The following is a 14426-nucleotide window of genomic DNA, read 5'->3' as shown; positions in this document are numbered from 1 at the left end:
ACGCTCCAGAGTGAGCTAAGGGGCCCTACGCCCCCAGCAATGTCAGCTCATGACTGGCGTCGGCGAATACAAACTGGTTCGTGCTCAGGTCGTTACTGTGGTCACCGCTTAAGGCAATTTCGAAGCGTTGGCCGCTACGGGTGGGGGTGAAATCCTTGACATAGGTGCGGTCGGCCGCGGCACTGTAGCTGACCTTGAGCGTGCCGTCGTGACCGTTGCCAAGGCCGGTGTAACCCAGGGCCGAGACATCGATCAGGTCCCGATCGGCGGAGAAGTCGGTGATCAGGTCGCTGGCGCCGCGCAGGCTGTCGGTGCTGCTGGTAAAGCGGAAGGTATCCGCGCCCGAGCCTCCGGTGAGCTGGTCCACTCCCGCGCCCCCCGTGAGCCTATCGTCCCCGGCACCGCCGCTAAGCAGGTCATTGCCGGTGCCGCCGGCCAAGGTATCGTTGCCGCTGCCGCCGTCCAGCGAATCGGCACCGGCATCACCGGCCAGGGTATCGTTACCCGCCTCGCCGCGCAGGGTGTCGTTGCCCGCCAGGCCGTTGATGCGGTCGTCGCTGAAATACCCGACGATAAGGTCGCCTCCGGTGGTCGGCGGGTCGAGGTAATAATCGTCGTAGCTGGCAGGTTGCTCATTGAAATGGGTGGCTACTGGATCGCCAAAGCGGATAGCCGAATCATTGATATAACTCACGTGTTCGAGCAGCAGCTTGAAGTAATTGCCATGGGCGTCGGGGTCCAGCGACTGCGGCAGCATGTTGCCCGTGGCGCCCAGTTGCGTGGCCTGGAGGGGGCCCTCATGCCCGGTGCCCAGCGAAGTGAAGCCCAGCGCTGAAAGGTCCAGCACGTCCTGGCGATAGTCGAAATCCGTGACCGTGTCAATGAAAATCCACGCCACGCGTATCGTTGGCGTAGCTGTCGCGCAGTGCGCTGATCACGAAGGGTGTCCGAACCCGCGCCACCGGTGGTCGGCACCGGCGCCGCCAATCAGGTAGTCGTCGCCGCCGGCGGCGGTCAGGGTGTCGGCCCCACCATGCATCGCCGGCGTGGCCTGGATGAGTGTAAGAGAATCGATACAAAGTAGTTCAGGTTGCCCGGTTCGGGGACTTTTTTGGATCCCCGGAGCAACTTGAGCCCCAACCGCGCGGCTGACTCTTCGCGAGTTCTTCCCGATCGGCGTCTGGGAAGGTAGAAAGCGCAGGTGCTTTTAAGCACTTCCATAGCCCGTCTTGCACCGCCTCGTTTGAAGGCTGGCCCAGCTTCTGGGTATTGATCCAGCAATCCTTCTTGATCACGCAGCCCCCCAGCATCGGAGTGGCTGATGGCGCTGCTGGACGAGATCAACGCCCAATGGGGTAGGGGACGGTGGGCACGGCGTAGATGCCGCTCGAGCCGGAGTGGGGCATGCGCAGGGAGGCAATGAGCCAGAGTTATACGACTGGCCTGGGCCCCTTGATGTCTACCGGGACGGCGGGCGACGACGTATTAACGGTACCTACTGGGCTGATCATTTATTCGGCGGCGCCGGGAACGACACCCTGGATGGCAAGAGCGGCAGCGACACATTGGTAGGCGGCGCTGGAGTAGATACCCTCACAGGCGGCGAAGTCTACGGATACGGGGTGAAATTCGTGTTCATGGCGCCGCTGACTTCATCACAAGTTTTGATGTGGCCCATGACAAGATCGGTATATCGGCCCTCGGTTATACCGGGCTCGGCGATGGCACGGATGGGACTTTGAAGTTGGTGTATGACAAAGACCTGCACCGTACCTATCTCAAGGACTACGACCTGAACGCTGATGGCCAGCGCTTCGAGATCGGCTTGCAAGGTGCGTTCACCAAGACCTTCACTGCCGATAACCTTGTCGTTGCGAGCACAGGTTCAGCAGCTGAGCATTCATCCGATGCGGCAATCGAAACAATAGGTGTTGCGCCGAATGATGCCCACCTCGTGGGGTGAGTATTAATACAGCGGCAGGATTTCGAAGCTGCACGAACAGCGAAGTTTCGGCCGAAAGCTCCATGCCCCAGTGCTTTCAGAAATCGGCAGCAAGCCTTGGCCGCGGCCTGCTACACCGCTGTGGTGATTCAGGTCGCGGCCAAGGTTGGCTTGTTCGTGTATGCCTGCATCTAAATGACCGGCTTCAAGGCACACCCGTTACGTCTCAAACGTGCGAAACACTCGCGTCGCCATGCCCTAGCAGGTCAACCGTTACGTCCTGATGAGCGAAGGCGACGTTGAAGCGTGAATCCGAGAGCGCCGCGACCTGGTCGCCGGGGAAGGTTACCTGGAATGAACGCCCTTGATTGTCAACGGTGAAGTTGCGCAAAAACGTTTTATCCAGCGCGGCGTCATAGCTCAGGTTAAGTGTATCTCCGTTACCATCGCCCAAGCCGATAAACCCTAGCGCTCGCACATCGATAGTGTCCCAGTAGTGGCTGAAATCGGTGATGAGGTCGGAGTGGTCGGCCGTGCTGGTGCGGAAACTGTCCTGTAAGCTCGTAAAGGTGAAGGTGTCGGAACCACTACCGCCCGTGAGCCGGTCGGCGCCTAGCCCCCCCGTCAGGAAATCCGTGCCGGCACTCCCGTCAAGTTGGTCGTTGCCTGCCCCTCCGTTGATCACGTCAACGCTATTGCTGCCTTTGAGCACATCAGCGCCTGCCCCACCCGTGAGGTAGTTGGTCTGGAATATTTCGCTGTCCACCACGCTGGTGCCAGAGGGAAAGGCGAAGTCAATGCCGCCCAGTTTCAATCCCGCTACCTGATCGCCGCTCAGGGCTACTTCAAAGTGCCCGCCTTGAGCATTGTGCTCACGCGAATACAGCCGGGTCAGGTCATGCGCGCTGTCGTAGGCGAGTGCCAGCGAAGTCCCTGACCCATCGCCCAGGCCCGTGAAGCCCAGCGCGCTGACGTCAAGGCGATCCGAGCCATTGATGTCGAAATCGATGATCAGGTCGCGCCCCGAAGTGCTGCCCGTGCCGGTGACCACGCTGTCGCCCAGGGCTTTGAACACGAACGTGTCGGCGCCATTGCCGCCGCTTAGCCGATCGCCGCCCGCCCCACCATCAATACGGTCGTCGCTGCCCAGGCCGTACAGGTGATCGCGCCCTGCGCCACCTATCAGCGTCTCTTCACCGTGGGTAGTGCCCTTGAGGGTATCCGCCCCCTCCGTGCCGGCGATCAATGTTTGGAAGTGCGATGCGTTGAGTTGGCCGCGATAGTCGCCCAGCAATTTGACCTCGAAGCGGCGGCCTTGGTCATCCACATCGTAGCTCTTGAGGTAGGTTATGTAGGCTTCGGCATTGTAGATCAGCGCCAAGGTGCCATTGTGGCCATCACCCAAACCTGTGATACCCAACTGCGCGAAATCGAACTTATCGTTGTGCGTATCGAAGTTAACGACGAGGTCGGCATGGCCCTTGGTCGCGGTGCGATAGCTGTCTTCCAAGGTGTCGTAACGCAGGACCGTCGTGGCAGCGTCGAACGCGTAAGAGCCATAGAGCTCATCGGCCCCGCGACCTCCGATCAGCACTTGTTGGCCATTTGCGGCGAGGAGAACATCATCGCCGTCGCCGCCATAGATCACCCTGTCCGTGGCGTCGCCCTCGTCGTAGTTGATGTGGTCGTTGCCAGCGGTGCCATGGGTATAAATCACGGAAACGTTAGCCAATTGTGCGCTATTGGGGCCAACAAATACCGGGGGGGTTAGGCGCGCGCTCATTTGGTTAGCTTCCACCAGCGTGCCGTCGCTTCGACCGGTTTCAAGGATCGTTGGCGGCCCTCCCGCCGTTCCATAGAACTCGTTGCCGCGAATCAAGGTATTAGTACTGTCGTGCAGGATCACCTCCGGCGAAGCGTTATTCATGGAGAAGTAACTGCTGAGCAATTGCGTCCCATGAGCGTCCACCGCTTCCATCGAAGCGCCCCCTAGGTGGCTGCTAAGACTGATGTACTCCAGGTGTGCGTCACGCGTACCTTCCAGGCGGAGGTTATTCTGGCCGCTCGTGGTTATGTCCGCGCCGATCAAGGTCGCCGTGACACCATCGACCCCACCCCGAAGCAACACACCATTGCCGTCGTTCGACCAACAGGTAATGTCCTGGATGGTCAGCGCGCCCGTGACCGCCAAGCCATTGCCATGGTTGTCACGAAAGAAGACATCGGTAATTCGGCTATCGACCAGGCCGGAAGCGATAATGCCATCCGATCCATTGTTCCGAACAAAGCCGCCGGAGACGTCTACCTGGCCACCATTGCCTCTTAAGTCGATACCGTATCCTGAGGCTTGAGTGACGTTTACGTGGTCCAGGGTCACATCATGGCTGCTGCCATTCACCCAGCCGCTGGTCTCGCCAGTAGTGTGGCTGCTGTTGCCGTCCAACGTCAGGAAGCGAGCACCCGTGTGGTCGCCCACGCTGCGCACCAGGGCATCCGTGGAAGCTGCGCCATCGGCCAGTTTCAGCGTGGTCGTGGAGGCGTCATTACCGGGGCCTGCCAGTATTACATTGTCCTTGAGCAGCAATGCCGCGCCACCCTGGGTTGCACTGATGATGTAAGTGCCCGCGGCAAGGTGCACGGTGCCTCCGCCTGCGGCCGCGGCGGCATCGATAGCCGCCTGTAGCGCCTGGGTGTCATTGGAATGACCGTCACCCAAGGCCCCGAAGTCCGTTGCGTTGAAGTCTTTCATGTGTAGCCCCGTAGGGTAAGCGAATGAGCCTTGTTGGACCCGGGGCGTGGAGAATGGATCCTAAAATTTATTGGCAGCAAGATGCCGGGCATTGCTCATGAATGTTGGCGCTAGCGCCCTATACGCTGGTCGGCTTGACGAGGCAGGCGGCAGGGCAACTTCACAAAGCAGGGTGAGAGCGGGAAACGACCGCCCCAAATCTCATAGGCCTCGGCGGCCTTTACCTGGTCGACCTGCTTGAGCAGACCTGTACCCAGGCCGGTTGGGCGCGCCGCGGTGGAATGCAACGTTGGGCGTCAGAAAGGCCAGGGCCAACGCCGTTAGCCTAGGGCGGTTATAACGCTCTCGGTCGAGTTGGTGTGTATGAGTGGCCTGACCAAGACGGCGAGGCGGCCGGCGGGAGGTGCCGGGCGATAGGAATTGCGGCAAAACATCAGGATTGCGGCAATTCGCTAGGGGCATTCTTGACTGGCTGAGTAGCCAAAAACCCCTATGAATGCTGTGGTGCCCGAACCCGGGGTCGAACCGGGACGCCCAGGGGGCGAGGGATTTTAAGTCCCTTGCGTCTACCAATTTCGCCATTCGGGCGGTAGCGCTGCAGTGCAAAGCTCGCTGATAAGCCCTTGAAGCAAAAGCACAATCGGCGAAAGGCCACGAATATATACACCCACTGCTCGCTAGGCAAGGGCAAAAGGCGCGATGTTTAGCTCGTGCAGGGGCCGCGGCGCGGGCGAGGGGACTGAACCGCTGCCTTCAAACCGTGGTCGCAATTGCAGTAACCGACCACGGGAGAGCCCTCATGAAGCAATACCCTACGCCGCCTTTTCCCAAGCAGCCTCAGGCCGTTCCGGGAAGCCAGGCCAAGATGGACCCCACCCCCGACTGCGGCGAAACCAGCTACAAAGGGTCCGGCCGCTTGCAAGGCAAGGTCGCGCTGATCACCGGGGCCGATAGTGGCATCGGCCGCGCGGTCGCCATTGCCTATGCCCGGGAGGGCGCTGATGTGGTGCTCGCCTACTTGAATGAGCACGAGGACGCCAACGACACGGCCTCTTATGTCGAGGCTGCTGGGCGCAAATGCGTGCTGGTACCGGGGGACCTTTCCAAAAGGGAAACCTGCCTCGAGCTGGTGAAGAAGGCCGTGGCCGAATTCGGCCGGATTGACATACTGGTCAATAACGCCGCATTCCAGATGACCCACCAGAGCCTTGAAGACATTCCCGACGATGAGTGGGTCCACACCTTCGATGTGAACATCACTGCGATTTTCCGCATTTGCCAGGCTGCTGTGCCGCATATGAAGCCGGGCTCCTCGATCATCAACACCTCCTCGGTGAACTCGGACAACCCCACTCCGCAGCTGCTGGCGTACGCCACCACCAAGGGCGCGATCGCCAACTTCAGCGCGGGCCTGGCGCAAATGCTCGGGCCGAAGAACATCCGGGTGAACAGCGTGGCGCCGGGGCCGATCTGGACGCCGTTGATCGTCGCCACCATGCCGGAGGACCAGGTCGCCGAGTTCGGCTCGCAGACGCCGCTAGGGCGGCCAGGGCAGCCGGTGGAGGTGGCACCGATCTACGTGCTGCTCGGCTCGGACGAGTCCAGTTACATTTCCGGCACCCGCTATGGGGTGACCGGCGGCAAGCCCATTTTGTAGGTGCGCACATGGCCGCGGTGCTGAGCTTCGGGATCAATCGGGACGGCCGGGACTTCGTCGTTGGCGACGTTCACGGCTGCTTCGACCGCTTGCAGGCACTGCTGGCCAAGGTGGGTTTCGACTATGGCCATGATCGGCTGTTTTGTGTCGGCGACCTTATCGATCACGGCCCGTTGTCCCACGAGGTGCTGGATTGGCTGGGCGAACCCTGGATGTTCTCGGTGCGAGGCAATCATGAGCAGCAACTGGTGGAAGCCTTTACCCGCAACGAAGCGGACTGGGGGCTGCTAAGCGAGCATTTCGCCTGGCTGCTCGGCCGGCCGGTGCACCAGCAGTTTGAATTCGCCTTGCAGCTGGCCGCGCTTCCCTTGGCGATAGAAATTTCCACTGCCGCGGGCGTGGCGGCGATCGTCCATTCCGGTTGTGTAGGGGGCGATTGGTGGACGTTCCGCGAAGCGCTGCGCCGGGGCGACGCCGCTGCGGTGCGTTCGGCGCTGTACCAGCGTGCACCGCAGCGGGCGGCATCGGTGGCGGGGTTACAGGCGCTGCTGGTAGGGCACACGCCAGTCAAGCGGGTGCGTCATCTAGGCAATATCTGGTATCTGGACACGGCGGCGGCCAAGGGTGGGCAGCTGAGCGCGGCGTGCCTGGCCGACGGCAGCGTGCACAGCGTACCGGGCCGGCACTAGGCCGCTCAGGGTACCTCTCGAAAACCCACATCCGTCACCCCGCACTGTTCAGCGAACAGCCGCACCGCTCGGGCGCTGTTGCGAATGGCCGCTACCCCATACAGCTGGACGGTGCCCGCATGCAGAGAAGCGTAGTACCAGGCATCCGCGCTGGACATGCGCGAATCCCGCTGCGCAAAGCTGCGCACCTGGCCCTTGTAGTGATAACGGATCACGTAATGCTTATGCAGTGCCATTATTTTGCCTCTTCCTTGATCGTCGGTTCGACCGGCGCTGTATCCATGAGTTCCTAGGGCCAAGAGCCTAGCTCATCCGATGGTTTTTACTACCTGCCGATATGCCACGGCGCCGGGATGTCCCGCCGCTTCGGGCGCCTCGACGGCATGGTCGGCTTGCGGCACTCTAGGGCGCCCATCACCGCGTTCGGTCAACCGCTATGTCGCTCAATAACCTCGCGCGCCGCCTGGACCTGGTCACCCTGCAAGTCTTCGTGGCCGTGCACGAGGAGGGCACCCTGACCCGCGCCGCCGCGCGCGAGGCCATCGCCGTCTCGGCCGCCAGCAAGCGCCTGCAGGAACTCGAGGATGCCCTGGGCGTGGTGCTGTTCGCCCGCCAGGCGCGGGGCATGAGCCTGACCCCGGCCGGCGAGACCTTGCTCCATCACGCCCGGCGCATGCTCTACGACGTGCAGAAGATCGGCCTGGAGATCGGCGAGCACGTGGAAGGCATGCGCGGCCACGTGCGCATGCTTGCCAACCTGTCAGCGATCATCGAATTTCTCCCGGAAGACCTCAGCCGGTTCATCGCCGCGCACGCGCGGGTGAAGATCGATCTCGAGGAGCGCCCCAGCGACGGCGTGGTCCAGGGGGTGCTCGATGGCCGGGCGGACCTGGGCATCTGCTCGGTGGACTGCGACGTGCGGGGGCTGACCGCCGTCACCTACAAACGCGATCAGCTGGTGCTGGTGATGCCGTCCGACCACCCGTTGCGGGAACAGGCCACGGTGGCGTTCGCCGCCACCCTTGGCGAGGACTACATCGGCTTGCACTCGCAAAGCTCCATTTACCGCCGGACCCAAGCCGCGGCGCGCAGTGCCGGGCAGGTGTTGCGCTTGCGTATCCACGTGCCCAGCTTCGACGCCGTTTGCCGCATGGTCCAGGCGCGCATGGGCATTGGTGTGCTGCCACGGCGGGCTTATGAACTGTTCGGCCAACCGCTGGGGCTGAGCGCGGTGCTGCTCAGCGATGCCTGGGCGCAGCGGGAACTGCTGGTGGTCACACGCGGGCTGGACACCTTGTCCCCGGTGAGCCAGCTGTTCTATGACCACCTCATGGCGGGGTGAGCGTTCGCCATCGGCGAAGGGTCATCGCGAAAGTACGGCTGGCTTGCCCGCGCGCTCGGGCCTAGGCTGCGGGAAAGTCCAAGAACAATGAGGAACAGCGCCCATGTCCGCCCCCCTCGAAGGGATCCGCGTGTTGGAAATCGGCACGTTGATTGCCGCTCCGTTCGCCGCACGCCTGTTCGCCGAATTCGGCGCCAACGTGATCAAGATCGAATCCGTCGGCCAAGGTGACCCGCTTCGCAAGTGGCGAAAACTCCATGAGGGTACTTCCCTGTGGTGGTATTTGCAGTCGCGCAACAAGCAGTCCCTGGCGCTGAACCTGAAGGCCGCCGAGGGCATCGACATCATCAAGCGCCTGGTTGCCGACACCGACGTACTAATCGAAAACCTGCGCCCCGGCGCCCTGGAAAAACTCGGGCTGGGCTGGGACGTGCTGCAGGCCATCAACCCTAAGCTGACCTTGGTGCGCATTTCCGGCTACGGCCAAACGGGCCCGTACCGGGACCGCCCCGGGTTCGGCGCCATCGGCGAGGCCATGGGTGGCTTGCGCTATACCACCGGCCACCCGGGCTCGGCCCCGGCGCGGGTGGGCGTGAGCATCGGCGATTCGCTGGCTTCGCTGCACGCGGTGATCGGCGCGCTGATGTCGCTGCTGCGGGTAAAGACAGGGCAGGGCGGCGGCCAGATCGTCGATGTGTCCCTGGCGGAAAGCGTGTTCAACCTGATGGAAAGCCTGATTCCCGAATACGACCTGCTTGGCCATGTGCGTGAGCGCAGCGGCGGGGCGTTGCCGGGGATCGCGCCGTCGAACACCTACCGTACCGCCGACGGCGCCTATGTGGTGATCGCCGGCAACAGTGACCCGATTTTCAAGCGCCTGATGCAGGCCATCGAGCGGCCGGACCTGGCCGACGATCCGGCTTTCGCCCACAACGACGGGCGCGCCGCACAGAGCGCGATGCTCGATGGCGCCATCGAAACCTGGACCCGCCACCATTCTATAGAGCAGGTATTGGCCACCCTGCAGGCCGCGCAAGTGCCGGCAGGCCGCATCTATTCAGTGGCCGATATCGTCGCCGACCCCCATTACCAGGCCCGCGAGATGCTGTTGGACGCCACCCTGCCGGACGGCACCGCGGTGAAGATGCCAGGCATCGTGCCGAAGCTGTCCCACACCCCTGGTGAAGTGAAATGGCAAGGGCCCAGCCTTGGCGAGCACACCGACCGGGTGCTGCGCGAAGCCGGCCTGGATGACGCCGCCATTGCCCGCCTGCGGGCCGAAGGGGTGGTGCAATGATCCGCGATTACAGTGCGCGGCTGATCGTGCAGGAGGTTTCCCCGCGCGACGGCCTGCAGATCGAGCCGACCTGGGTTCCTACCCAAGACAAGATCGCCCTGGTTAACGGCCTTTCCCAAGCGGGCTTCAGCCGCATCGAGGCGGGGTCGTTCGTTTCGCCCAGGGCCATCCCGGCGCTGCGGGATGCGGACGAAGTGTTCCGCGGCATCCTGCGCCAGCCAGGGGTGGTGTATGTGGCCTTGGTGCCCAACCTCAAAGGGGCGCAGCGAGCGGTGGCCGCCGGGGCTGGCGAATTGAACCTGGTGATGTCGGCCAGCGAAACCCACAACCGCGCCAACATGCGGATGCGCAAGGCACAATCGCTGGAGGGCTTTGCCGCCATCGTCGAGGCGTTGGCCGGCGCGCCCGTGCTGCTCAACGCCACCGTAGCCACGGCCTTCGGTTGCCCGTTCGAGGGGCGTATCGACGAGGACGAAGTACTGCGTATCGTCGAGGCTTACCTGGAAATGGGCATTGCCGGGGTGACCCTGGCCGACACGACGGGCATGGCCAACCCCCGACAAGTGGCCGGGCTGGTCGAGCGGGTGCTGCGGCGGTTGCCGGCTTCTGCGCTCACCCTGCATTTTCACAACACCCGCGGCCTGGGCCTGTGCAATGTGCTGGCAGCGTATGAGCAAGGTGCTCGGCGCTTCGATGCCGCGCTGGGCGGGCTCGGCGGTTGCCCGTTCGCCCCTGGCGCCTCGGGCAACATCTGCACCGAGGACCTGGTCAACCTGTGTGACGAGGTCGGCATTCCCACCGGCATCGACCTGCCGCACCTGCTGAACCTGTCCCGCGCCTTGCCGGGCCTGTTGGGGCACGAGGTGCCCGGGCAGCTGGCCAAGGCCGGGCGCAACCGCGACCTGCACCCGGTGCCCCCCGACCTGCCGGGCTGACCGCCTCCCGAACGAAGCTTCCGGGCTTCTGACCAGACACAACAAAAACAATCGGGCCTGCCTCGGCATGGCCTGTCTGGAGACTGCTATGTCCTCGCAATTGCTGCACACCGCTGCCGGTGAAACGAGCACGCTCACCGAAACCGCTTTGGTCCGCAAGGTCGCCTGGCGCCTGATGCCGCTGATCATGCTGTGTTATCTGTTCGCATTCTTCGACCGCATCAACATCAGCTTCGCCAAGTTCCAGTTGCAGACCGACCTGGGCTTCAGCGACACCGCCTATGGGCTAGGCGCGAGCCTGTTCGTGATCGGCTATGTGCTGTTCGAAGTGCCGAGCAACCTGATGCTCTACAAGGTCGGCGCGCGCCGCTGGATCGCCCGCATCATGATGTCCTGGGGGCTGGCCACGGCGGCCATGGTGTTCGTTAACACCGAGTGGCAGTTCTACGCCCTGCGCTTCGTGATTGGCGCCATGGAAGCGGGGTTCGCCCCGGGCATCCTTTATTACCTGACCCTGTGGTTCCCGCAGAGCCATCGCGGCCGCATCACCTCGATGCTGTTCCTGGCCTCGGCGTTTTCCGGGCTGGTGGGCGCGCCCCTGTCGGGGCTGGTGCTTGGGCATCTGGACGGGGTGATGGGCATCCGCGGCTGGCACTGGCTGTTCCTCCTGGGCGGCCTCCCATGCATCGGCCTGGGCTTGCTAGTGCTAACCCGCCTCAAGGACCGGGTGCAGGACGCGCCTTGGCTCAGCGACGAAGAAAAGGGTTACCTGAGCCTGCGCATCAGCGCCCATGAAGGGCATAAAGGCCATGGCTCGCTGTTGGCGGCGATCCGCATTCCGGGCTTTTTGACCCTGGGCTTGATTTACTTCCTGATCCAGGTGGCGTCGTACGGGTTGAATTTCTGGGCGCCGCAGCTGATCCGGAGTGCCGGCACCGAGAGCCCGACGCTGATCGGCCTGCTGACCGCGATCCCGTACGTGTGCGGCGCTATCTGCATGGTGGTGGTAGGGCGCCTGTCGGACGCTAGCGGGGAACGGCGCAAATATGCCGCCGGGCTGGTGGTGATCGGGGCGGTGGGGTTCTTCCTGGCCGGGCTGTTCGCCACTCATACGCCGCTGCTGGTCGTGTCGCTGGGCCTTCTAGGGGCAGGGGTGGTGGCGTCGATCCCGGCCTTCTGGGCGCTGCCGTCCAGGCTCCTGGCCGGCGCGGGGGCCGGGGCGGCTGGAGGGATCGCGTTGATCAACACCCTAGGGCAGCTGGGCGGCATCGTCAGCCCGATCATGGTCGGACGCATCAAGGACCTCACCGGTAGCACCACTCCAGCCTTGTACATCATTGCGCTCGCCAGCCTGGCCACAGCCGCCTTGCTGTGGTGGGGCTTGCCGCACCGGCTGAGGGAACGCGAGCTCAAAACCGAATGATGTAGCCATGCGGGAACGCCAGTCACGCTGGGCACCTGTCGGATAGCGGTGAGGAAATAGCGCCTCCCCCTGTGCAGATTTTTGTACAAGTCTGGTAATGTGTGTCCAATTATTAAGTGCGTTCCCGGGAGCATGCAGTGACCACGACGGATTCGGAACAGGCCCTTGCCGCCGCTGTTGAGCAATGTGCACGGGAACCGATCCAAATCCCAGGCAGCATTCAGCCACATGGCTTCATGCTGGTGCTGGACCCGGTGAATCACAAGGTGCTCCAGGCCAGTGAAAACACCCAGGCCTGGCTCGGAATTAGCCCGGCGGCGCTGGCCGGGCGGCCCCTGGCGGATTTCGTCGCCGCGCCCGAGGTACTGGCGCAGCGGCTGCGGACCATGCCCACCGCTGACCCTCACCCGTTTCACCTGGGCGACATGGTGTTCCAGGCGCCAGCAGCGCAGGGCACCTATGCGATGCTCGCGCACCATTGGGACTCGGTACTGATTGCAGAATTCGAACCGGCTTCCGATGTGGTCGCGGTATACGGGCAGTTGTATCCGCTGGTGCGCGCGTTCGTCGCCGAGCTGCAGGACATCCAGAGCGTCGCCCAGCTGTGTCACCGCGCCGTCGGCGAACTCAAGCGCATCACCGGTTTCGGCCGGGTAAAGGCCTATCGCTTCGACGCCGCGGGCAACGGCACGGTCCTGGCCGAAGATGCCGACCCGGGCTACCCCACTTACCTGGGCATGTGCTTTCCGGCCAGCGATATTCCACCGCAGGCGCGGGCCCTGTATTGCGCGAACCGGATTCGGGTGATCGAGGACGCAAACTATCAGCCCTCGCCATTGGTGCCCGCCCACAACCCGGCCACCGCGCAGCCGCTGGACCTGAGCTACAGCGCGCTGCGTAGCGTGTCGCCGGTGCATCTGCAATACATGCGCAACATGGGCACGCTGGCGTCCATGTCGATCTCGATCGTGGTGCGCGGCCAGCTCTGGGGCCTGGTGTCCTGCCACAACGACTCGCCTCGCGAAGTGGGTTTCCAGGTCCGCACCGCCTGCGAGCTGTTGGGCAGTGTGTTGTCCCTGCAGATCGAAGCCCGTGAAGCCCATGCCGACACCCAGCGCCTGCTCGGCTTGCGCCAGCACGTGGTGCAGCTGTTGTCGGCCATGGCCGACCGGGACAGTGTCACCGATGGCCTGCTCACCGTGCCGCGCACGTTCATGGGCTTCGCCGCGGCCACCGGCGCCGCCATCATCAGCGAGGGCCGGTGCGAAGTCGTCGGCCACACGCCGCCGCAGGCCGCCATCGAAGCGCTGGTGCATTGGCTCGGCCGCGACGGTGCCGACGATGTGTTCCATACCGACAACGTTGGCCGCGACGTGCCTGCCCGTTGTGGCATCGCCGAACATGCCGCGGGCGTGCTGGCAGTGGCCATTTCGAAAATCCACAACCACTACCTGCTGTGGTTCCGCCCCGAGCAGGCGCGGACCGTCACTTGGGCCGGGCGCCCGGAAAAAGCCGTGGCACCCGGAGGGGGGTTGAGCCCACGGCACAGCTTCGAGCAGTGGCAGGAAGTGGTGCAGGGCTACTCCAGCCCCTGGGACCCGCTGGAAGTCGACGCAGTGATCGAGCTGCGCACGGCGGTGCTCGGCATCGTATTACGCAAGGCCGAAGAGCTGGCGCTGATGGCCGGCGAATTGAAGAAGTCGAACAAGGAGCTGGAAGCCTTCTCCTATAGCGTGTCCCATGACCTGCGCGCGCCGCTGCGGCATATCGCAGGCTACGCCGAACTGCTGACCGACTTCGATGGCGACAAGCTGTCCGACCGGGGCCTGCGCTTTCTCGAGCACATCGGCGACTCGGCGCGCTTCGCCGGCACCCTGGTAGACAACCTGCTGAGCTTTTCCCAGATGGGCCGCGCCGCCTTGCGCCATTCCGACGTCAACCTCGGCGCGCTGGTGGATTCGATCCGCGAAGAAATGCTGCCCGACTACGAAGGGCGCAACGTGGTCTGGAAGGTCGCCGAACTGCCAAGCGTGATGGGCGATGCCGCCTTCCTGCACCTGGCGTTGCGCAACCTGCTGTCCAACGCGCTCAAGTACAGCCGCGAGCGGGACCCGGCGGTGATCGAGGTAGGCTCGTTGCGCCGGGAGCAGGCGGGCGAAACCGTAGTATTCGTGAAAGACAACGGCGTGGGCTTCGACATGGCCTACGCCGGCAAGCTGTTTGGGGTGTTCCAGCGCTTGCACCGCATGGAAGAGTTCGAAGGCACCGGCATTGGCTTGGCCAGCGTGCGCAGGATCATCGAGCGTCACCAGGGACGGGTTTGGGCCGAAGGCCTGCTGGGCCAGGGCGCGACCTTTTACTTCGCCCTGCCAGACCAGCAGTAACGGCTCCC

At 63.4% G+C, this 14426-nt stretch carries 11 protein-coding genes and 1 tRNA gene; 8 read left to right on the top strand and 4 right to left on the bottom strand.

From position 1 onward, the window contains the following. Positions 1–25 precede the first annotated feature (25 nt). Positions 26–898, bottom strand: coding sequence for a M10 family metallopeptidase C-terminal domain-containing protein (locus OGL93_RS15705; RefSeq protein WP_263263736.1), 873 nt, complete (start codon positions 896–898; stop codon positions 26–28). Positions 899–1669: 771 nt separating this feature from the next. On the opposite strand from OGL93_RS15705, the gene OGL93_RS15695 reads away from it, so the two are divergent. Next, positions 1670–1963 (top strand): hypothetical protein, encoded by a 294-nt coding sequence (locus tag OGL93_RS15695; protein ID WP_263263735.1) that lies wholly within the window; start codon positions 1670–1672, stop codon positions 1961–1963. Positions 1964–2168: 205 nt separating this feature from the next. Here the strand turns inward: OGL93_RS15695 and OGL93_RS15690 are convergent, their stop codons facing one another. Together OGL93_RS15690 and OGL93_RS15685 are read right to left on the bottom strand one after the other, a co-directional pair. Next, positions 2169–4691: a glycosyl hydrolase family 28-related protein gene (locus OGL93_RS15690; protein ID WP_263263734.1), complete on the bottom strand. Its 2523-nt coding sequence runs from the start codon at positions 4689–4691 to the stop codon at positions 2169–2171. A 502-nt stretch (positions 4692–5193) separates the two neighbouring features. Beyond that, a tRNA-Leu gene (locus tag OGL93_RS15685) sits at positions 5194–5279 on the bottom strand. Between the two features lie 211 nt (positions 5280–5490). Here OGL93_RS15685 and OGL93_RS15680 point away from each other — a divergent pair. Beyond that, a complete protein-coding gene (locus OGL93_RS15680; protein WP_263263733.1) occupies positions 5491–6348 on the top strand; it encodes a glucose 1-dehydrogenase in 858 nt (285 codons plus the stop codon). An 8-nt stretch (positions 6349–6356) separates the two neighbouring features. Beyond that, a complete protein-coding gene (locus tag OGL93_RS15675; protein ID WP_263263732.1) occupies positions 6357–7037 on the top strand; it encodes a metallophosphoesterase in 681 nt (226 codons plus the stop codon). 5 nt (positions 7038–7042) lie between these two features. On the opposite strand, the gene OGL93_RS15670 is transcribed toward OGL93_RS15675, so the two are convergent. Further along, entirely contained in the window at positions 7043–7273 is a 231-nt protein-coding gene (locus OGL93_RS15670) for a DUF6555 family protein (RefSeq protein WP_263263731.1), read from the bottom strand. Between the two features lie 200 nt (positions 7274–7473). Here OGL93_RS15670 and OGL93_RS15665 point away from each other — a divergent pair, with 200 nt between their 5' ends. The 5 genes from OGL93_RS15665 to OGL93_RS15645 all read left to right on the top strand — a co-directional run bounded on the left by OGL93_RS15665 (position 7474) and on the right by OGL93_RS15645 (position 14418). Further along, the gene (locus OGL93_RS15665) at positions 7474–8379 is read left to right on the top strand and encodes a LysR family transcriptional regulator (RefSeq protein ID WP_263263730.1); all 906 of its coding nucleotides are present in this window, start codon (positions 7474–7476) and stop codon (positions 8377–8379) included. Between the two features lie 103 nt (positions 8380–8482). After that, a complete protein-coding gene (locus tag OGL93_RS15660) occupies positions 8483–9676 on the top strand; it encodes a CaiB/BaiF CoA-transferase family protein (protein WP_263263729.1) in 1194 nt (397 codons plus the stop codon). Then, positions 9673–10611 carry a hydroxymethylglutaryl-CoA lyase gene (locus tag OGL93_RS15655; RefSeq protein ID WP_263263728.1) on the top strand — a complete coding sequence of 313 codons (939 nt, stop codon included), beginning with the start codon at positions 9673–9675 and terminating at the stop codon, positions 10609–10611. Before OGL93_RS15660 ends, OGL93_RS15655 begins: the two co-directional genes overlap by 4 nt. 88 nt (positions 10612–10699) lie before the next feature. Beyond that, positions 10700–12034, top strand: coding sequence for an MFS transporter (locus tag OGL93_RS15650; RefSeq protein WP_263263727.1), 1335 nt, complete (start codon positions 10700–10702; stop codon positions 12032–12034). Positions 12035–12171: 137 nt separating this feature from the next. Beyond that, a complete protein-coding gene (locus OGL93_RS15645) occupies positions 12172–14418 on the top strand; it encodes an ATP-binding protein (RefSeq protein ID WP_263263726.1) in 2247 nt (748 codons plus the stop codon). Positions 14419–14426: the final 8 nt, after the last annotated feature.

The sequence above is a fragment of the Pseudomonas sp. RIT-PI-S genome (assembly GCF_025642975.1).
Classification (GTDB): Bacteria; Pseudomonadota; Gammaproteobacteria; order Pseudomonadales; family Pseudomonadaceae; genus Aquipseudomonas.
The sequence above is the reverse complement of the archived record's forward strand: the minus strand, read 5'-3'. Positions and strand labels throughout refer to the sequence as shown.